The organism is Rhodomicrobium vannielii ATCC 17100, assembly GCF_000166055.1.
Classification (GTDB): Bacteria; Pseudomonadota; Alphaproteobacteria; order Rhizobiales; family Rhodomicrobiaceae; genus Rhodomicrobium; species Rhodomicrobium vannielii.
Genome location: NC_014664.1, coordinates 1,034,785 through 1,054,561, shown reverse-complemented (window position 1 = coordinate 1,054,561; position 19,777 = coordinate 1,034,785). Strand labels below are relative to the sequence as shown.

General features: G+C 63.0%; 19 protein-coding genes. 9 read left to right on the top strand and 10 right to left on the bottom strand.

Translation table 11 applies throughout. The annotated features are described in order from the left end of the window. Positions 1 to 12 precede the first annotated feature (12 nt). The 4 genes from RVAN_RS04765 to RVAN_RS04750 are packed head-to-tail and all read right to left on the bottom strand — an operon-like array spanning position 13 to position 4,661. Positions 13 to 552 carry a CvpA family protein gene (locus RVAN_RS04765; protein WP_013418627.1) on the bottom strand — a complete coding sequence of 180 codons (540 nt, stop codon included), beginning with the start codon at positions 550 to 552 and terminating at the stop codon, positions 13 to 15. Positions 553 to 608: 56 nt separating this feature from the next. Further along, positions 609 to 1,976 carry a DNA repair protein RadA gene (gene radA / locus RVAN_RS04760; RefSeq protein ID WP_013418626.1) on the bottom strand — a complete coding sequence of 456 codons (1,368 nt, stop codon included), beginning with the start codon at positions 1,974 to 1,976 and terminating at the stop codon, positions 609 to 611. Next, complete coding sequence (alr, locus tag RVAN_RS04755) at positions 1,969 to 3,138, bottom strand: alanine racemase (protein WP_245258035.1); 1,170 nt, start codon at positions 3,136 to 3,138, stop codon at positions 1,969 to 1,971. The genes radA and alr overlap by 8 nt, the downstream gene beginning before the upstream one ends. A gap of 2 nt (positions 3,139 to 3,140) precedes the next feature. Continuing rightward, complete coding sequence (locus RVAN_RS04750; RefSeq protein ID WP_013418624.1) at positions 3,141 to 4,661, bottom strand: replicative DNA helicase; 1,521 nt, start codon at positions 4,659 to 4,661, stop codon at positions 3,141 to 3,143. 268 nt (positions 4,662 to 4,929) lie between these two features. Between RVAN_RS04750 and RVAN_RS04745 the strand changes: the two genes are divergently transcribed. Beyond that, entirely contained in the window at positions 4,930 to 5,361 is a 432-nt protein-coding gene (locus tag RVAN_RS04745) for a DUF2147 domain-containing protein (RefSeq protein ID WP_013418623.1), read from the top strand. Between the two features lie 120 nt (positions 5,362 to 5,481). On the opposite strand, the gene RVAN_RS04740 is transcribed toward RVAN_RS04745, so the two are convergent. From RVAN_RS04740 to rpsF, 5 genes are all read right to left on the bottom strand, one after another. Beyond that, positions 5,482 to 7,335, bottom strand: coding sequence for an SLC13 family permease (locus tag RVAN_RS04740; protein WP_013418622.1), 1,854 nt, complete (start codon positions 7,333 to 7,335; stop codon positions 5,482 to 5,484). Between the two features lie 219 nt (positions 7,336 to 7,554). Then, a complete protein-coding gene (locus tag RVAN_RS04735; protein ID WP_174261947.1) occupies positions 7,555 to 9,072 on the bottom strand; it encodes an acetyl-CoA hydrolase/transferase family protein in 1,518 nt (505 codons plus the stop codon). A 282-nt stretch (positions 9,073 to 9,354) separates the two neighbouring features. Then, on the bottom strand, positions 9,355 to 9,933 hold the full coding sequence (gene rplI / locus RVAN_RS04730; RefSeq protein WP_013418620.1) for a 50S ribosomal protein L9: 579 nt from the start codon (positions 9,931 to 9,933) through the stop codon (positions 9,355 to 9,357). A gap of 12 nt (positions 9,934 to 9,945) precedes the next feature. Next, entirely contained in the window at positions 9,946 to 10,197 is a 252-nt protein-coding gene (gene rpsR, locus RVAN_RS04725) for a 30S ribosomal protein S18 (RefSeq protein ID WP_013418619.1), read from the bottom strand. Then, positions 10,194 to 10,718 (bottom strand): 30S ribosomal protein S6, encoded by a 525-nt coding sequence (rpsF, locus tag RVAN_RS04720; RefSeq protein WP_013418618.1) that lies wholly within the window; start codon positions 10,716 to 10,718, stop codon positions 10,194 to 10,196. Before rpsF ends, rpsR begins: the two co-directional genes overlap by 4 nt. Positions 10,719 to 11,152: 434 nt before the next feature. Here rpsF and fabD point away from each other — a divergent pair, with 434 nt between their 5' ends. From fabD to RVAN_RS04685, 7 genes are all read left to right on the top strand, one after another. Continuing rightward, positions 11,153 to 12,109: an ACP S-malonyltransferase gene (fabD, locus tag RVAN_RS04715; RefSeq protein ID WP_013418617.1), complete on the top strand. Its 957-nt coding sequence runs from the start codon at positions 11,153 to 11,155 to the stop codon at positions 12,107 to 12,109. A gap of 22 nt (positions 12,110 to 12,131) precedes the next feature. Further along, the gene (fabG, locus tag RVAN_RS04710; RefSeq protein ID WP_013418616.1) at positions 12,132 to 12,869 is read left to right on the top strand and encodes a 3-oxoacyl-[acyl-carrier-protein] reductase; all 738 of its coding nucleotides are present in this window, start codon (positions 12,132 to 12,134) and stop codon (positions 12,867 to 12,869) included. A gap of 229 nt (positions 12,870 to 13,098) precedes the next feature. Then, positions 13,099 to 13,341, top strand: coding sequence for an acyl carrier protein (locus tag RVAN_RS04705; RefSeq protein ID WP_013418615.1), 243 nt, complete (start codon positions 13,099 to 13,101; stop codon positions 13,339 to 13,341). 122 nt (positions 13,342 to 13,463) lie between these two features. After that, positions 13,464 to 14,720 carry a beta-ketoacyl-ACP synthase II gene (gene fabF / locus RVAN_RS04700; protein ID WP_013418614.1) on the top strand — a complete coding sequence of 419 codons (1,257 nt, stop codon included), beginning with the start codon at positions 13,464 to 13,466 and terminating at the stop codon, positions 14,718 to 14,720. A gap of 158 nt (positions 14,721 to 14,878) precedes the next feature. Next, positions 14,879 to 16,123 (top strand): endolytic transglycosylase MltG, encoded by a 1,245-nt coding sequence (gene mltG, locus RVAN_RS04695; protein WP_013418613.1) that lies wholly within the window; start codon positions 14,879 to 14,881, stop codon positions 16,121 to 16,123. A gap of 343 nt (positions 16,124 to 16,466) precedes the next feature. Beyond that, a complete protein-coding gene (gene gmk, locus RVAN_RS04690) occupies positions 16,467 to 17,123 on the top strand; it encodes a guanylate kinase (protein ID WP_013418612.1) in 657 nt (218 codons plus the stop codon). A 147-nt stretch (positions 17,124 to 17,270) separates the two neighbouring features. After that, positions 17,271 to 17,705, top strand: coding sequence for a hypothetical protein (locus tag RVAN_RS04685; protein WP_013418611.1), 435 nt, complete (start codon positions 17,271 to 17,273; stop codon positions 17,703 to 17,705). Between the two features lie 108 nt (positions 17,706 to 17,813). On the opposite strand, the gene RVAN_RS04680 is transcribed toward RVAN_RS04685, so the two are convergent. Then, entirely contained in the window at positions 17,814 to 18,467 is a 654-nt protein-coding gene (locus RVAN_RS04680; RefSeq protein WP_013418610.1) for a glutathione S-transferase family protein, read from the bottom strand. A gap of 85 nt (positions 18,468 to 18,552) precedes the next feature. Here RVAN_RS04680 and RVAN_RS04675 point away from each other — a divergent pair, with 85 nt between their 5' ends. Next, complete coding sequence (locus RVAN_RS04675) at positions 18,553 to 19,773, top strand: polyhydroxyalkanoate depolymerase (protein ID WP_013418609.1); 1,221 nt, start codon at positions 18,553 to 18,555, stop codon at positions 19,771 to 19,773. The last annotated feature ends 4 nt before the right edge of the window (positions 19,774 to 19,777 follow it).

The window sequence follows — 19,777 nt, the reverse complement described above, 5'->3', positions numbered from 1 at the left end:
TCAGAATAGGCCTCAACCCCGTTCAGCTTCGGGCGCGGGCGAAGCTGGCCGGTCGCGTTTGAACAGCGACTCTGGGTTGTCTGGCAACAAGGATTTAATGGTATCGCCGGTGCTTTCAATGAGCGGCAGCGAGCGCGCTTCGCGCACCCACTTCGGCAGGTTGGGGCGGTCGACGATCTGGCTCACGATCAGGAAGGCGATCACGACGAGGATAAGCCCGCGCACGAGGCCGTAAACGAAGCCGAGCGTGCGGTCCACCGCGCCGACGCGGCTGTCGAGCACGCGCTCCGAAATGTTGGCGGTGAGGAGGCTGAAAAGGATGAGGCTCGTGATGAAGGCGAGCGCGATCAGCGTCGCATCCGCGAGCATGGGCGTGTCGATCATGCCCCGCACGTCGTCCTTGAAGTGCGAATAGGCGAGCAGCGTCACGATGGCGGCCAACGCCCATGACATGATGGACAGCATTTCGCGCGTCAGGCCCCGCAGCATGGCGAGGAAGCCTGAAAAGATCATGATTCCAACGAGTATGATGTCGAGCCCTTGAATCGGCATGAGCCTTCCCTTTCATGCAGATTGCGACCGTTCACGTATGCACCTTCTACGGCGGTTTACGCGAAAAGAGTAGCCAAATCTTTCAATTGCGGAAGCCGGGTTAATTTCACGGCAACACCGCTTGCGGAGATTTCTCCGGCCGATGGAAGGTACGCTTGGCGAAAGCCGAGCTTCTGCGCTTCCTTCAGCCGGACACTCATCTGCTGCACTGGGCGCAGCGCACCCGACAACCCGACTTCGCCGAAATAGACTGCGTCACGAGGCAGCGCAATGCCGGTAAATGCCGACAAAAGCGAGGCGGCGACGGCCATATCCGCGGCGGGTTCCGTGATGCGAAGACCGCCGGCGACATTCAGATAAACGTCCTGCGGGCCGATCTTGACGCCGCACCGCGCTTCGAGCACGGCGAGAATCATTGCGAGGCGGTTCGTGTCCCAGCCGACGACGGCGCGGCGCGGCGCGGCATAGGGCGACGGCGCAAGCAGCGCCTGCACCTCGACGAGGATCGGGCGCGTGCCCTCGATCCCGGCGAAGATCGCGCTTCCCGCCGCGTCGCAATGATCGAGGCTGAGGAACAGCTCGGACGGGTTCGACACCTCGCGAAGACCGTCGCCATGCATGTCGAAGACGCCGATCTCGTTCGACGCGCCGAAACGGTTCTTGGTCGCGCGGAGCAGGCGGAGATTATGAGCGCCCTCGCCCTCGAAGGTAAGGACGGTATCGACCATGTGCTCGACCACCTTCGGCCCGGCGATCTGGCCGTCCTTCGTCACGTGGCCGACGACGACAATCACAGGGCCTTTCGTCTTTGCCAGTGCGATTAGCGCCTGCATGCTTGCGCGCACCTGACTGACGGTGCCCGGCGCGGATTCGATGCTCTCGGTCCAAAGCGTCTGGATCGAATCGATGACGACGAAATCGGGCGGCGCGCCCTGTTCTATCGTAGCGAGGATGCGTTCCACGCAGGTTTCCGCCACGAGGCCGAGCGGCGCTTTCGAGAGCCCGAGGCGCTGGGCGCGCAGGCGAATCTGGTCGGTCGCCTCTTCGCCGGAAAAATAGAGCGAGCTGTGGCCCTGTTCGGCGATGGCGGCGGCGGCTTGCAGCAGGAGCGTGGATTTGCCGATGCCGGGTTCACCCGAAAGCAGCACCGCCGAGCCTTGCGCGAAGCCGTCACCGACCGCGCGGTCGAGTTCGCCGATGCCGGACGAGATGCGGCGCACGTCGCGGCCTTCCGCGTCGAGGCTTTCGACGGCGCAGGCCTTAGCGCGGCGCTTCGCCTTCAGCCCGACGCCGCCCGGCGCGGACACGGCCGCCATTTCCTGCACGAGCGTGTTCCAGTCCCCGCAGCTGGGGCACTTGCCCTGCCACTTCGGCGAGACGGCGCCGCACGACTGGCAGACGTAATCCGCCGCGCCCTTACTCATCGACATAGACCCGGTGATAGCGCCGCCCGAGCGATGTCAGCACTTCGTAACCGATGGTGCCAGCGTGGCGCGCGAGGTCGTCTACCGTGGTCTTCTCACCGAGCAACTCGACGAAGCCGCCGCGATGAACGAGCGCTTCGGGCACATCCGTCGCGTCGAAGGTCGTCAGGTCCATCGACACACGGCCGATAAGCGGAAGCGCGTGCTCGCCGATATGGCCGACCGCGCCCGGCTTCGCGTCCGACGACGAAACGCCCCTGAAATACCCGTCCGCGTAACCGACGCCAACGGTTGCGATGCGGCTGTCGCGCCTCAGCGTCTCCGTCCCGCCGTAACCGACCGTGAAACCCTTCTCGCCGTGCCGCACCTGAACGATGCGTCCGAACAGCCAGACGACCGGCTCGAATTGCGACGGCTCCACCTTCTGCGGGTTGCCGCCATAAATCGCAATGCCGGGGCGCGCGAGGTCGAGGTGATACTTGCGGCGAAGCAGGCACCCCGCCGAATTGACGAGGCTCTTCGCGATGCCGGGAAACAGCGACGTCACCGCCTCGAAGCGCTTGAACTGAACTTCGTTCAGCGGGTGCATCGGCTCATCCGCGCGCACGAGATGGCTCATCAGCACGGCCGGGCGAAACGGCTGCAACAGCTCCGGCTTTTCCGCCAGAGCGTCGGCGGCTTCCGGTTCGAGGCCGACGCGGCACATGCCGGTGTCGAACTGGATCGCGGCGGGGAGGCGCGCCTCGTGCTCGCGGCAGTAGGCGGACCACTCCTCAACTTCGGCGAGGCTGTTCAGAACCGGGCGCAGCCGCGCGTCGCGGTAGACGGCGGAGGTGCCCGGCATCAGCCCGTTCAACGTGTAGATCGTGGCGTCGTTCGCGAATGTGCGAAGGGCCAGCGCCTCGTCGAGCGTCGCGACGAAGAAGGTGCGGGCAGTTTCCTTTTGCAGCGCCGTCAGGACCGGCTGGATGCCGAGGCCGTACGCGTTGGCCTTCACCACCGCCGCCGTCTCCGCCTTGAGCGAGGCCTCGGCCGCGCGCCGGTAGTTGCGGCGCAGCGCGGGAAGCCGGATCACCAGCACGCCGTTGGCGGAGGCTGGAGCCGCAGCCAGCGCGCGTTCCACCGCCTCTGAAAACCCCGTGTCCATGCCTGTCACCACCATGGCTATTCGTACCGTTCGGGCACGCGGCGGTCATCGGCCAGATCGCCGAAGCGCGTGATTTCGGACTGGAATTGCAGTCGGACCGTGCCCGTCGGGCCGTGGCGCTGCTTGCCGATGACCACTTCGGCGAGGCCCTGCACCTGATCCATCTCATCCTGCCATTTCTGGTGCTCTTCCACCTTCGTCATCGAAGGTTCCTTCCGCGAAACATAATACTCCTCGCGGAAGACGAACATCACGACGTCGGCATCCTGTTCGATCGAGCCTGATTCGCGAAGGTCTGACAGTTGCGGGCGCTTGTCGTCGCGGTTTTCCACCTGACGCGAGAGCTGCGACAGCGCGATGATCGGCACCGCGAGTTCCTTGGCGAGCGCCTTGAGGCCGACCGTGATTTCCGAAACCTCCTGCACGCGGCCTTCCTGCGAGCGCTTCGCGGAGCCGGTGAGGAGCTGGAGATAGTCGACGATGATGAGGCCGAGGCCCTTCTGCCGCTTCAGGCGCCGCGCGCGCGCCGCGAGCTGGGCGATGGAGATGCCGCCCGTGTGGTCGATGAACAGCGGCAAGGTTTGCAATTCCATCGCAGCCTGCTGTAGGCGCTGGAACTCCACGTCGGAGATATTGCCGCGCCGGATCTTTTCGGACGGGATCTGCGCCTGCTCGGCGAGGATACGCGTCGCGAGCTGCTCGGACGACATTTCGAGGGAGAAGAAGCCGACCACCGCGCCGTCGAGAGCCTCTGTGGTGCCGTCTTCCTTTTGGCGCGTGCGGTAAGCCTTCGCGACATTGAAGGCGATGTTGGTGGCGAGCGCGGTCTTGCCCATCGACGGGCGCCCCGCGAGCACCAGCAAGTCGGAGTTTTGCAGGCCGCCCATCATGCGGTCGAGGTCGGTGAGGCCGGACGAGAGGCCCGACAGGCCGCCGTCGCGCTCATAGGCGCGCGCCGCCATCTCGACGGCTTCGATGGTCGCGTCTCCGAACGACATGAAGCCGGAGCCGTACTTGCCTTTGTCGGCGAGGTCGTAGAGCCGCTGTTCGGCCTCCTCGATCTGCCGCTCCGGCGGCTGCTCGATGGGCGAATCATAGGCGACGTTCACCATGTCCTCGCCGATGAGGATGAGTTCGCGGCGCACGGCGAGGTCGTAGATCGTGCGGCCATAGGCCTGCGCGTTGATGATGGTCGTGGCGGCGGCGGCGAGGCGGCCGAGATACTGCGCGACGGTGATTTCGCCGATGGGCGGCTCGTTGTCGAAGAAGGTCTTGAGCGTGATCGGCGAGGCGTGCTTGCCGGACTGAATCAGCTTGCCCATGATCTCGAACAGGCGGCCATGGAGCGGCTCGAAGAAATGATTCGGCTCAAGGAAGCCGGACACGCGGTCGAACGATTCGTTGTTGATCAGCACCGCGCCGAGCAGCGCCTGCTCGGCTTCGATGTTATGCGGGGCCTGCCGGAAGGGCAGGGACTCGATGCTATCCGCCAGGGCGGACCTGGCAGGAACGGCGGAAAGGGCGGGGGAACGTCTCATGAGCGCGATAAGACCCGATTCGCGATCCTTCCCGAAGGCGACCCGGCTTCGATTCGCCAAGCGTGCACAGCCGAATGATTCCGCTGGACGAGTCCTTGATGTTGCGAGCGCCGCCTTGACAGTGTGCACGCCGCAACCCGACTCAGCACGTGCGGGATAGCGCGTCCTTCAACTGAAGTTTGACTTGAGGAATTTTCCGCCGGTGATAGCGTGAGCGGCACACTGACATTTTTGTCAGAATAACGCACAAGAACTACAGGGGATGGAGATGATCAAGGGACGGCGCATCCGCGCCATCGCGGGCGCTTGCGCGCTTGCCGTCGCATTGCCGCTTTCGGCCTGGGGCGCGGCCGAAGACGCCATCGGCAATTGGCGCGACGCGGATTCGGGCGGCATCGTTTCGGTTTATTCGTGTGGCGGCGGCATCTGCGTGAAGGTCGTCAAGCCCGGCAAGGGCCGCGAGAAGGACGACGCAAACCCCAACCCGCAGCTCAAGGGCCGCTCCATGGCGGGTGTCGTGCTCATGAACGGCGCGACGAAAGCCGGCGCGGACAAGTGGAAGGGCAAGCTCTACAACAGCGAGGACGGCGAGACGTACACCGGCTATCTGACGTCGTCCGGCAAAGACGAACTGAAGCTCGAAGGCTGCGTTCTGGGCGGCATGATCTGTAAATCGCGCACCTGGAAACGCGTGCAGTAGGGATGATTTGGGGGGACGAATCGCTCCGGGGTGACACGGAGCAATTCGACCGAGGCGGCGCGGGCAAACCCGCGCCGTCTTTCTATCGTCCGATCTGTTCGTTTGGAGCGTGCCTGTTCATCATGACCCCGCCACCAGCGCCGCAGCCTGAAACGGAAACACGAGCGGCACCAGGATCACCACCGTCACCATGACGGCGAGGGTGAAAGGCACGCCCACCCGAACGAAATCGAGGAAGGTGTAGTTGCCGGGACCGACCACCAGGGTGTTTACCGGCGAGGACACTGGCGTCATAAAGGCCGCCGATGCGGCAAGCGCCACTGTCATCACGAAGGGATAGGGCGACGCGCCAAGCTGCGCCGCAACAGACAGCGCGACAGGCGCCATCAGCACCGCCGTCGCGGTATTCGAGATGAAGAGCCCGAGCGCAGCGGTCGTCGCGAAGAGCGCCGCCAGCATCACATGCGGTTGCGCGTTGCCGAGCGCGTCGATCAACAAGCCGGAAGCGAGGTCGATTCCGCCTGTCTTCTGAAGCGCAAGCGAGAAGGGCAGCATCCCGACTATGACGACAAGAGTCTGCCAGTGGATCGAACGATAGGCGGCGTTCATGTCCACGCAGTGGAACAGCCCGAGAAGAAGACAGCCCATCAGCGCCGCCTGCACATTCGGCACGATCCCCGTCATCATCGCGGCCACGACGAGGGCGAGAACCCCGAGAGAGAAAGGCGCGCGCATCGCGGCCGGCACCTGCTCGTCGATTTCGGCGGCAACCTTCAGAATGACGAGATCGTCCGCCGGTGACCGGAGAAGCTCTATCGCGTGCCATGGTCCGGCCACGAGCAGCGTGTCCCCGAGTTTCAGAGGCTCGTCGCGAAGATTGCCGGCAAATGCCTTCTTGCCTCGCTTGAGCCCGACCACAGACAGGCCGTAATGCGTGCGGATCGCTGATTGGACGATGGTCTTGCCGATGAGTTTCGACGTGGCCGGGACGATAAGCTCGGCCATGCCCACCGCATGCGAGCGGTCGGCCAAGTCGCGCCCTTCGATCGGCAGGATCTGGAGAGCATTTTCAAGGGCGAACGCCGCGATGTCGTAGGCGGGGGCGGTCGCGACGAAAAGGATGTCGCCCAATTCGAGTTGCACGTTGGCGGAGGGCTTCAAGGTCTGTCGGTTGAAATGCGTGCGCCTTTCGATGGCAATGATGTCGACGCTCGCAGTGGCGCGCAGCTGAAGCTCTTCGAGGCGCCTGCCCGCGAAGGGCGAGCCATCCATGATCGCAAGCCGGTGCCCGCGTCCGGCAAGGCCGTATTCGCCGACCCAGGTCGCGAAGCGGGGAAGCATCGTCGCCTTTTCGTTCGCGTCGGCGCGGGAGAGAAGCAAGCGCTGCGCGAAGACCATGTAGCCCACGGCCAGGATAAGGATGGGCAGGCCAAAGGGTGTGAAAGCGAAGAATCCGAAGCCCTCATGTCCTTGCCGCGCGAGTTCGCTGTTGACGACGAGGTTCGGTGCGGTCGCCACGAGTGTCATCATGCCGCTGATGAGCGCAGCCATGCTGAGGGGCATCAGCAGACGCCCCGGCGCCACGCCCGAGTTCTGCGCGATGCGCAGGACGACGGGAATGAAGATCGCGACGACGCCGGTCGAACTCATGAATGCGCCGACGGCAGCCACGAGGACCATCAGGAGAGCGATCATGCGGGTCTCGTCCCGCCCAGCGCTTTTCGCAAGCGAGTCGCCGAGGCGCTGGGCGACGCCCGTGCGCACCAGCCCTTCGCCGATCACGAAAAGCGCCGCGATGAGGATGACATTCGGGTCGCTGAAGCCGGCCAGCGCCTCGTTCATCGTTATGACGCCCGTAAGCGGCAGGGCAGTCATCATGATAAGCGCTACGGCGTCCATCCTGGGACGATTGAGGCTGAACATCGCCACGGTGATGGCGAGTAACGCCAGCACCACGGCCAGATCGGCGGTCATGCGTTGAAACACTCCGGTTCTCGATTTGCGCGGACGAAGGCGTCCCCGCGAAGCGCCTGTCGGCACTCTCGATTGCGCTGCGATGGTGACCGCTACGGTCAAGAAAAATGGCCCGAAAGCCGCAAAGCGATTTTCGAGCCATTGAAATCAGTCGGTATTTTGTCGCCGGCAAGGCGATACCGGGACCACCTACGCCCCGGCCATAAGGTCGCCAGGCCGTCAGGCCGGCACTTTCGTGGCGGCGAGGCCGGAGTGGATCGCCTTCTCCACCTCCATCGCAGCCTTCTCGGCCTTCCAGCTTTGAATGAACGAAAACGCTTCGTTCAGCATGTGCGGCGTATGGCGGCCGGGAGATTCACGCAGCGAGCGCTCGTAATACGCTTGCAGCGCCGGGCGATAGCTCGGGTGCGAGCAGTTCTGGATGATGACCTTCGCGCGCTGCTTCGGCGTGAGCCCGCGCAGATCGGCGAGGCCCTGCTCGGTCACGATCACCTGCACGTCGTGCTCGGTGTGGTCGACGTGGCTGACCATGGGCACGATGCAGGAGAGTTGGCCGTTCTTCGCGGTCGACGGCGTCATGAAGAAGGACAGGTAGGCGTTGCGCGCGAAATCGCCCGAGCCGCCGATGCCGTTCATGATGGACGAGCCGCGAATGTGCGTGGAGTTCACGTTGCCGTAGATGTCGGCCTCGATCATGCCGTTCATCGCGATGACGCCGAGGCGGCGAATCACTTCGGGATGGTTCGAGATTTCCTGCGGGCGCAGCAGCACGCGCTCGCGGTAGAATTCGACGTCGCGGTTGAAGTCGTCCACGGCTTCCGGGCTCAGCGAAAACGCCGTCGCGGAAGCGAAGTTCATCTTGCCCCGCTTCAGAAGGTGGAGCATGCCGTCCTGAAGCACTTCGGTATAGGCCGTGAGGTTCTCGAACGGGCCCTGTTCAAGCCCCGCCATCACGGCGTTCGCCGTGTTGCCGACGCCTGATTGCAGCGGCAGCAGGTTCTCCGGCATGCGGCCCTTTTTGACCTCGTGAGCGAGGAACTCCAGGATGTGGCCGGCGATGAGACGCGACGTCTCGTCGGGCGGCGTGAAAGCGGAGTTGCGGTCGTAGGCGTGCGTCTCGACGATGCCGATGATCTTCGACGGATCGCAGCGGAAGTAAGGCTCGCCGATGCGGTCGCTCGGCGTCACGAGCGGGATGGGCTTCCGGTGCGGCGGAAGCGCTGTACCGTAATAGATATCGTGCATCCCCTCCATGGCGGGGTTGATGCGGTTATTGACCTCAAGGATGATCTTGTCGGCCTGATCGAGCCACGTCTTGTTGTTGCCGATCGACGTAGCCGGAACAAGCCGTCCGTCTTCGAGGACACCCGCGACTTCCACAACCGCGACGTCGAGCTTGCCGAAGAAGCCGAACCAGACGAACTGCGCGACGTGGGACAGATGGATGTCGATGTAGTCCATTTGTCCGGCGTTGATGCGCGCGCGACAGGCCGGGTCGGATTGATACGGCAGCCGCATCTCGATGCCGTCGACCGCGGCGAGCGCGCCGTCGAGCTCGGGAGCGGTCGATGCGCCGGTCCAGACGCTGATCTTGAAATCGAAGCCGTCTGCGTGAAGCGCGTTGATACGCTCGGCCAGCGCCGCAGGCACTTCCTTCGGGTAACCGGAGCCGGTAAACCCGCTCATGCCGACGTTAGACCCTGCTGGGATTAGAGCCGCAGCTTCGGAAGCAGACATAATCTTGCTTCGAAGCGCACGGTTGAGCACGCGCGATCCTGTCACGGCCACACCTTCTTTGCTGTTTTTTCGTGATAGCTTCAGGCCGGGCGTCGAACGGCGCAGGGCCAGCTCGGGAACGCTAGGCTTAGACAAAAGTCGGATCAACTATACTTCTGGAGAATTCGCGATTCTGGGATGCTGCCATGCGGGAAACGCAATGAGCAATGGAATGCATGCAAAATAAAAAAAGGCGCAAGAAACGATCTTGCGCCTTCAGATAGGATAACAATTGTTGCGCAACTACTCTTCGACGGCTTCCTCGCCCTCGAACAGCGTCTCCGCCGCGATGGCCGCCTGCTCGGCAGCGTAATCTGCGGCATATTCGTCACGCTCGTGCAGCACGTCCTCGCCCTTCGCCTGACGCAGGGCTTCTTCTTCCGTACGAGCCACGTTGACGGAAACCCGCACCGACACCTCCGGGTGGAGGCTGACGCGGACATCGTGGATGCCGAGCGTCTTGATCGGATGGTCGAGAAGCACCTGACCGCGGTCCACGGTGAAACCGCTGGCGGTCACGGCGTCGGAAATGTCACGCGTCGACACCGAACCGTAGAGCTGGCCCGAATCGCCGGCCTGCCGGATCACCATGACGCGCTGACCGTCGAGCTTCTTCGAGACGGCCTCGGCTTCCTGCTTGCGTTCGAGGTTGTGGGCCTCAAGCTGCGCGCGCTCCTTTTCGAAGCGAACGAGATTTTCTTTCGTGGCGCGGAGCGCCTTGCCCTGCGGGAGCAGGAAGTTGCGCGCGAAACCCGGGCGCACCTTTACGACATCGCCCATCTGGCCGAGGCGGCCGATGCGCTGAAGAAGAACAACTTGCATGTCGCCTCGCTCCTATCTCAGCACGTAGGGGAGCAGGCCGAGAAAGCGCGCGCGCTTGATGGCCTTGGCCAGCTCGCGCTGCTTCTTCGCGGACACCGCGGTGATGCGGCTCGGCACGATCTTGCCACGCTCCGAAACGAAGCGCTGAAGAAGCCGCACGTCCTTGTAATCGATGACCGGCGCATTCTCGCCCGAGAAGGGGCAGGTCTTGCGACGGCGGTAAAAGGGGCGACGCGCGCCGCCGCTCGTTCCTTGCATGCTCATTCGTCACCTCCCGGCGCAGCGGTTTCAGTCCGAGGGGGCCGGGCGCCGAAACGCTGGCCACCGCCTTCGCCATCGCGCGAAAATCCGCCGCGATCGCCGTCACGGGAGAACCCGCCACCGCCGCCGAAGTCGCGACGCGGGCCGCGCGGGCCACGGTCGCCGCCGCGATCGCGGTCGCCGCGTTCACGGTCGCGCTCGTCCTGCTTGCGCATCTGGATGGACGGCTTCTCGTCGAGTTCCTCGACGCGCACTGTAAGGAAGCGCAGAACGTCGGTCGAAATGCCCATCTGGCGTTCCATCTCGAGCACCGCCTGATGGGGCGCGTCGATATTGAAGAACGCGTAATGCGCGCGACGATTCTTCTTGATCTTGTAGGCGGTCGATTTCAGACCCCAATACTCGGTCTTCGACACCTTGCCGCCGTGTTCTTCGATCACGGCCTTGTAGGTGTTCATAAGACCAGTCACTTGCTGCGCCGTGACATCCTGACGCGCAAGAAAGGTATGCTCGTAAAGTGGCATAACGGCCTTTCCCTGGTTGAACGAATGTCCGGCGCAGAGCCCCCGTCAAGCCTTGAAAGGCCAGAAGGATCTTAAGCAGAGCAGAGACACGGGAACCACGGCGGCAGAGCCACCTTAGAAAGAGGACACCGTCGAAACGAGCAAAAAAGCGCGCGTTTCAGCAGGGAATAGCCTCCCGGTTCCGTTCAGCCTCAAACCGGACGGTGCGCGCACTATAAGAGAAAGCGCGCGCGGTGCAACACCTTTGCTTGTCGGGCGTTGTCTTCGACATTTCGCGCCTGCGGGCATTGCGCGGGCGCGAAAATGGCGCGGCGACGGTTGATCGTGCGCCCTTGACAGCCTGCTTGGAAACGTGTCTCTGGCGCCACGAGACGTGAGCGAACTAACCTCGATCACGTAAAATTTTACCCGCGATTGACGACGCGAAAAACCGCATGACCTTCGCATTTACATTTCCCGGCCAAGGCAGTCAGACTGTCGGCATGGGCCAGAATCTGGCGCAGAACTTCGCTGTCGCCCGCGCCGTCTTCGATGAAGTCGACGAAGCGCTCGGAGAAAAGCTTTCCGCAGTCATGTGGGAAGGCCCCGAGGCGACGCTGACGCTCACCTTCAACGCGCAACCCGCGCTGATGGCGGTTTCGCTCGCCGCTTTTGCCGTCATCAAAAACGAATATGGCTGGGAAGCGATCAAGCCGGTCTACGTCGCCGGTCATTCGCTCGGCGAATATTCGGCGCTCGCGGCCGTCGGGGTGTTTTCCGTCGCCGACGCTGCGCGGCTTTTGAGGTTGCGTGGCACAGCGATGCAGGAGGCCGTGCCGCAAGGGCAGGGCGCGATGCTGGCGCTTCTCGGCGCGGAGATCGACTCCGCGAAGAAGCTCGCCGCAGCAGCCGCCGAGGGCGAGGTTGCGCAGGTCGCGAACGACAACGCACCCGGCCAGATCGTCATTTCCGGCTCCAAGGCGGCCATGGATCGCGCGGCGAAGCTCGCGCCCGAATATGGCATTCGTCGCGCCGTGCCGTTGCCGGTGAGTGCACCTTTCCATTGCGCGCTGATGAGCCCCGCCGCCGAACGCATGGCGACCGCGCTCGCGGCACTCGATCTCAAAATTCCCGAGGTGCCCGTTGTGACCAACGTCACGGCGGCTCCCGTTTCCGATCCATCTCTGATAAGATCGCTACTGGTCGAGCAGGTCACAGGCGTTGTACGCTGGCGCGAATCGGTGGCGTACATGGTCGACCATGGCGTCGCCACGTTATTCGAGGTTGGCGCCGGCAAGGTTCTGACCGGACTTGCGAAGCGTATCCGCAGCGAAGCGGACGCCCGCTCTGTGGGCACGGCAGACGACATCAAGTCTTTCGGCGACTGGTTGAAGGCGCGCGGCGAAGGCTGACGGCAAAGCGGGAATGGCCTCTATGTTCGATTTGACTGGGAAATCCGCGCTCGTCACCGGCGCGTCAGGCGGCATCGGCGAAGCGGTCGCAGTCGCGCTGCATGCGCAGGGTGCGACGGTTGCGCTATCGGGCACGCGCCGCGAAAAGCTCGACGAAGTCGCGGGCCGGATCGGTAGCCGCGTGCATGTGCTCCCGTGCGATCTCAAGGACCGCGCGCAGGTGGCCGCGCTTGTCGGTCAGGCCGAAGCCGCGATGGGCCAGCTCGACATTCTCGTGAACAACGCGGGCATCACCAAAGACAATTTGTTCATGCGCATGAAGGACGATGAGTGGGACGACGTCATCGCCGTCAATCTCACGTCTTCCTTCATTCTCTGCCGGGCGGCGCTGCGCAACATGATGAAGAAGCGCTACGGCCGCATCGTCAACATCGCGTCCATATCGGGTGTGATCGGCAATCCGGGGCAGGGGAATTACGCAGCGTCCAAGGCGGGCCTCGTCGGCATGACGAAGTCGCTCGCGCGCGAGGTCGCTTCGCGCAACATTACCGCCAATTGCATCGCGCCGGGCTTCATCGAGACGCCGATGACGCACGCGCTGAATGAAAAACAGACGGAGGCGATTGCCGCCACGATCCCTGCCGGCGTGTTTGGCAAGCCGGAGGACATCGCCGCAGCTGTCGTCTTTCTGGCAAGCGGGGAAGCCCGCTATATTACCGGAGAAACGCTCCACATAAACGGTGGTATGGTGATGGTCTGAGACCATGCCTGTCACCCGGACGGAAAACTTCCAGGCGCGCAAGTTGAAGATAAGGTGGAAAGAGGGTGGCGATGCCCCAAAAAAGGGCTTCCCCCTCCAAAGCTTCAATGCTACCAGCCACATCGCGCCCGGGTGCAGTCGAAGTCCGATGTGTTGCGGAATAGAAAGCTTCTGTGCTTAATCGAAGTAAAGTTAGGCGCTTGATCACTTGGGGAACCGTGAGGAAAAAATGAGCGATATCTCGGACCGCGTTAAAAAAATCGTCATCGAACATCTTGGCGTCGAAGCCGACAAGGTCACTGAAAATGCCAGCTTCATCGACGATCTGGGCGCGGACAGCTTGGACACGGTGGAACTCGTGATGGCATTCGAGGAAGAGTTCGGCGTGGAAATCCCGGACGACGCCGCTGAGACGATTCAGACCGTCGGCGACGCGATTCGCTTCCTGGAAAGCCATTCCACGAAGGCTTAAGCGGCTCGCGAGAGCAGCGCATAACGTCCACCGTCGCGGCGGAGGTTCTTTGCCTCCCGCCGTTCGACGGTGAGCACGGCTCACTGCGCGGCAGCCTTGATCAGTAGTATTCGGAGGGCAAGATGCGGCGGGTCGTTATCACTGGCATCGGGCTGGTTACGCCACTGGGCACCGGAGCGGACACCGTCTGGTCCAATATCCTCGCTGGCAAGAGCGGAGCGCGCCGGGTCACCGACTTCGAGGTTTCAGACCTCGCTTGCCAGATCGGCTGTTTCATTCCGCGCGGAACAGGCGCCGGGGAGTTCAACCCGGATGACTGGATGGAGCCGAAAGAGCAGCGGAAGGTTGACGATTTCATCGTCTTCGCCATCTCCGCAGCCGATCAGGCGCTAGCCGATGCTGGCTGGGCGCCGAAGACCGACGAAGAGCAGAACAGCACGGGCGTCCTTATCGGCTCCGGTATCGGAGGCCTGCAGGGCATTGAAGTCGCGTCGAACGTGATTCGCGACAAGGGTCCGCGTCGCGTCAGTCCGTTCTTCATTCCGGGCCGCCTCATCAATCTGGCGTCCGGCTACGTTTCCATCAAACATGGCCTCAAGGGACCGAACCACGCCGTGGTCACGGCCTGTTCGACTGGCGCGCACGCTATCGGCGATGCCTCGCGACTCATCGCGTTCGGCGATGCCGACGTCATGGTCGCTGGCGGAACCGAGAGCCCGCTGTGCCGTCTCGCGCTCGCGGGCTTCGCCGCCTGCAAGGCGCTCGCCACAGATTTCAACAACGACCCGGAACGCGCTTCGCGCCCCTACGACAAGGATCGCGACGGCTTCGTGATGGGCGAGGGCGCGGGCGTCGTCGTCCTTGAGGAATATGAGCACGCCAAGGCGCGCGGCGCGAAGATCTATGCCGAAGTCATCGGCTACGGCCTGTCCGGCGACGCCTACCACATCACGGCACCGTCGGAGGATGGCGACGGCGCATTCCGCTGCATGACGGCGGCGATCAAGCGCGCCGGAATCGCGGCTTCCGACATCGATTATATCAACGCCCACGGCACATCCACGATGGCGGACGGGATCGAGCTCGGCGCTGTGGAGCGTCTGCTCGGCAGCCACGCCGCCAACAGCGCCATGTCCTCGACCAAATCGATGACGGGGCATTTGCTTGGCGCGGCCGGTGCCGTCGAAGCGATCTTCTCGGCGTTGGCGATCCGCGATCAGGTTTGCCCGCCGACGATCAATCTCGACAATCCGTCGGTCGAGACGGCGCTCGACCTCGTGCCGCACAAGGCGAAGGAAAAGCGCATCGATACGGTGTTGTCGAATTCCTTCGGGTTCGGCGGCACCAACGCGAGCCTCATTCTACGCCGCGTCGCCTGACGCGGCTGCGGTCGGTGGCGCACCAGCGCCCCGCCGCCCCTGATCGCGCGTTATCCTCGCTTATCGCTCCTGTTTAACGTCGTTGAGGAAGGCTCCACACTCTTTCGCCATAATACATTGCTGAATAATCCATCGGGGTCACTGAGTAGTCTGATCAAATGCCGGGCGATTATTACAACGCAAATGGAAACAGCCGCTACTCGAAGAATGCCGCTTATCGCGGTCAGCGAGACTATTCCGTTTTGCCGCGAAGCCCGTCCGAAGCGCTTGAACCCGAGCGCGCGCCCGAGCCGCCCGAAGGCAGCCGGGGACGCCGTCAAAACCCCATCGTTGTATTCCTGAACCGCCTTCTGACGTTTCTCCTCGTGCTGCTGATAGCCGTCGGGGCGACGTCCTATGTCGTTCGCCTCCAGTTCGACAAACCGGGCCCGCTCGCCTATCCGACGGTGTTCGTGGTGCCGCGCGGGGAGGGCGTCAGCGCCATCGCCCGCCGCCTCGAACAGGAAGGCATCATCAACGACCGCTGGACCTTCTTCATCGCTGCCCGCTACTTCAAGGTTCACGACAAGATCAAGGCGGGTGAATACAACATCAAGGCCGAGGCCAGCCTGCGCGACGTGCTCGATACGCTCGTCGAGGGCAAATCGATTCTCTACAGCGTCTCGGTTCCGGAAGGGCTGACGAGTTGGCAGGTAATCGAGCGGCTGAAGGCGAACCCGGATCTCGTCGGCGATATTCTCGAAATTCCGCCCGAAGGCAGTCTGCTCCCCGACACCTACCGTTTCGCGCGCGGCACCTCGCGCGACGAATTGATCCGGCGTATGCAGGGCGAACAGAAGAAATTCATTGAGGGGCTTTGGGCGACGCGCTCGCGCGATCTCGCGCTGACGACGCCGGAGCAGGTCATCAACCTCGCCGCCATCGTGGAGAAGGAAGCAAGCCGCGCCGACGAGCGACCGCGCGTGGCCGCAGTTTATCTCAACCGGCTCAAGAAGCGCATGCGTCTCGAAGCCGACCCGACCATCATTTACGGTGCCAGTGGCGGCAAGGGCACGCTCGGCCGCCCGATCCTCAGGAGCGAAGTCGAGGACGAGACGAACCCGTACAATACCTACCGCAATGCGGGCCTGCCGCCGACGCCGATCGCCAATCCCGGCCGCGCCGCCATCGAGGCCGTTCTGAAGCCCGCAAGGAGCTCCGATCTGTTCTTCGTCGCCGATGGCACGGGCGCGCATGTGTTCGCAGAGAGTTATAGCGATCACCAGAAGAACGTCGCGCGCTGGCGGGCGATCGAGCGCAACCAGCGCGAGGAAAGGGCGGCGGACCCAGCGGCGGATGCGGTCGCGCTCGACAAGCTGCAAGCCGTCGACATCCCGCTTCCCCAGCGCAATCCGCATCGGTAACGCGTTGCACGCCCGCGCGTCGGGCTGCTTCGGAGGCATCGAACGAGCACCAAACGTGCCAAGGTGCGGCATATCACCGGAACTCGTTCGGCATCTGTCGCTTGTGCCTCGGGAGAAGCGGCGTTTGGGCGATTGTCCGGCGACGCAGGAGTCGCCGCCTGAATGAAGTGGACCGGGGCGGCGTTAGAAGCGCATGCCAGAATCTATTTGCCGCTCAGGAAGCGCGAACGGCTCCCAAAAACGCGGCGCGGCTATCGGCTTTCTTCCGCGAATCTGAACGTTCCGCTTCCAAAAAGGTCGAACACAATCTAAATCGGTCTTGTGTTTCTTTGGAAAGTTCAACGTGAGCAGCGATCCGATTGCGACGCCTGACCGGCGCGGCCTTTGTCTCATCCTCTCCTCGCCGTCCGGCGCGGGAAAAACCACGCTTGCGCGGCTTCTCCTGGCGTCCGATGCGTCGCTCGGGCATTCCGTGTCCGTGACAACGCGTCCCTCGCGCGCGCAGGAGGCGGATGGCGTCGACTATTACTTCGTCACGCGCGACCGCTTCGAGGCCATGCGCGATGCGGGCGAGCTTCTCGAATGGGCCGAAGTCTTCGGCAATTTCTACGGAACGCCCGCCGAGCCAGTCAAGGCCGCGCTGGCGGAAGGCCGGGACATGCTCTTCGATGTCGATTGGCAGGGCGCGTCATCGATCGCGGCGCTTCTGCCGGAAGACGCCGTGCGTGTTTTCATCCTCCCGCCGTCCGGCGAAGAGCTTTCCCGGCGTATCTATTCTCGCGGCACCGACCCGGAGCACGTGATCGAGGCGCGTCTTGAAGGTGCGGAGGCGGAAATTTCGCATTGGGGCGATTACGACTATGTGCTTGTGAATCGCAACGTGGAGGACAGCCTCGCCGTCCTCAAGGGCATCGTCACCGCCGAGCGCCACAGGCGGCATCGGCAGGTTGGGCTGAGGACGTTGATCGCGCATCTCGCGCCGCCATCGCGCACGCGTTGAGCTTCGCGGCGGTTATTCGCGCCGAAACGCCATCGCCGAGCACCCTCGGCCATAAATCTGTGCGGCGGTGCGGCAAACCCGGCGTGAGCCTAAGTTTCGCCATGAACAAGCCCAATGGCACAGAGGATTTCTTGTCAGGGGGCTGGTTTGTGGCTTCGCATTACGCTTCTGGCTGCTTTGGCTTTTATCCCTCAGGGTTGCGCGCGGAAAGACCCCGCCGTTGACAGCCTGATCGGATCGGAGCCGCAGCGGCTTTCCTTCGGCCCGCCTCCGCAGGTGCTGCAAACTTTCGTCGAGAAGATGAAACTGTGCTGGTTCGGCACGGGTGAAACGCTTGCCGGCTATCGCTACGAAGCGGGCGAACGCTATCCCGGCGAAGACGCACAAAGCCCGGAAGGATACCCGAACGTCAAGCTGTTCGAGCCGGGCGACGGTCCGCCACTCTTCGAAATCCAGTTCCACAAATACAACGACAACACGCTGATCGTGACGCGCAACTATGCGATGTCGACCGAACTCAGCACCAAGGTGAAGCGCGACATACAGCTTTGGGCGCTTCAGGGGCGCGACTGCACGAGCTGAGGCGCGGCGATGACTGCCGCGCGATGTGGTCGGTCGTAAGGGGCGCAACAGGCGGTCAGGCCGACGCGTGCCTCGGGTAAGCCCCGCGACACGCACCGACACTCTGTCTCAGAACTCGACGTCGAGTTCCTCGAACTCTTCCGGCTCCGCCTTCGCCCCCGCGATCCATTCTTCCATCGCGGGCCAGACCATGATCGAGCGGCAGTAATCCGCCGACACCGGGTCGAGCGTCACGTCGTAGGTCAGAAAGCGCGTCGCCACAGGCGCATACATCGCATCCGCGAGCGAAAGCTCTCCGAACAGATACGGGCCACCATAGGCCGCGAGGCATTCGCGCCAGATCGCGGCCACGCGGTCGATGTCGGCTTGCGCGCCGTGGAACACCTTGAAGCCGGGATAATGTGCCCTGAGGTTCATCGGCAGCGCCGAACGTAGATTGTAGAAGCCGGAATGCATCTCGCCCGCCACCGAGCGGCAATGCGCGCGCTTTTTCACATCTTTGGGAAGAACAGGCGAGTTTGGCTTCAGCTCCGCGAGGTATTCCGCGATTGAAAGCGTGTCCCAGACCTTGATGCCATTGTGCGAGAGGCAGGGCACGAGAAACGACGGCGAAAGCAGCAGAAGTTCCGCCCTCATCGACGGGTCATCGATCGGCACGGCCACTTCCTCGAAATCGAGTCCGGCGAGCTTGCAGAGGAGCCAGCCCCGGAGCGACCACGAGGAGTAGTTCTTGTTGCTAATTGTAAGCTGAGCCTCCGCCATAGACCATAACCTTCGCTTGTGGTTCGAACCTTGCATCGCCATTTGCGACGTCTGTGTTGCCCGTTTTTCCTGCGCCAGGTCAGAAATGCTGTATCAGGCCTACCAATTCTACACGAATGCGACGGCTCCGGCGCGCAGTTTCGCGCAGTTCGGGCTCAACGCGATTGCTCCTTTCGCCGCACAGTTGAACGGCAACGGCGGGACAATTCGACAATATGCGGCGGCGTGCGAGCTGATTTCACGGTCAACGCTCACGCATACTCGGCCGCCTTACGGCATCAAAAGCGTGCGCGTCGACAACCGCGACGTGGCCGTGACCGAGGAGCCGCTGGCGAAAACGCCGTTCGGCACGCTGCTGCGTTTCAGGAAGGACATCGACGTCGCACAGCCTCGCGTCCTCGTGGTTGCGCCCCTCTCGGGGCACTTCGCGACGCTCCTGCGCAACACGGTCGAGACGCTCCTTCAGGATCATGATGTGTGCATCACGGACTGGCACAACGCCCGCGATGTGCCGCTTTCGGCGGGCCGGTTCGGCTTCGAGGATTACATCGATCATTTGATCCAGTGGATGCGCGTCATTGGCCCCGGCGGGCATGTGGTAGCCGTGTGCCAGCCCTGCGTGCAGGTGCTTGCCGCCGTGGCGATCATGGCCCAGTCGGGCGATCCCGCGAAGCCTCGCAGCATGACGCTGATGGCCGGGCCGATCGACACACGCATCAATCCGACCAAGGTGAACGAACTCGCGACCGAAAAGCCGATGTCGTGGTTCGAGAGCAAGCTCATTTCGCGCGTGCCGTATCCGCATCCGGGAGCAGGGCGGCGCGTTTATCCCGGCTTCGTGCAACTCACGGCGTTCATGTCGATGAACATGGAGCGGCATAAAAAGGCGCATCTCGACCTCTACAAGCATCTCGCGGAAGGCGAAGTCGAGAAAGCGCAGTCGATCAAGACTTTTTACGACGAATATTTCGCCGTGCTTGATCTGACAGCCGAGTTTTACCTGGAAACGGTTGCGTGGGTGTTTCAGGAGGCGCGTCTCGCGAGGGGCGAACTCACTTATCGCGGCGAAAAGGTCGACCCCGGCGCGATCCGGCGCACGATGCTTCTCACGGTGGAAGGCGAGCGCGACGACATTTGCGCCATCGGCCAGACGACAGCCGCGCACGACCTCTGTACGGGCCTGCGCCCGCACATGAAGCGCCATCATCTGCAGGCGGGCGTAGGTCATTACGGCGTTTTCAGCGGCCGTCGCTGGGAAAGTCAGGTCTACCCCCAGGTTAGAAACACCATCCTCGCGATGGACTGAGGAC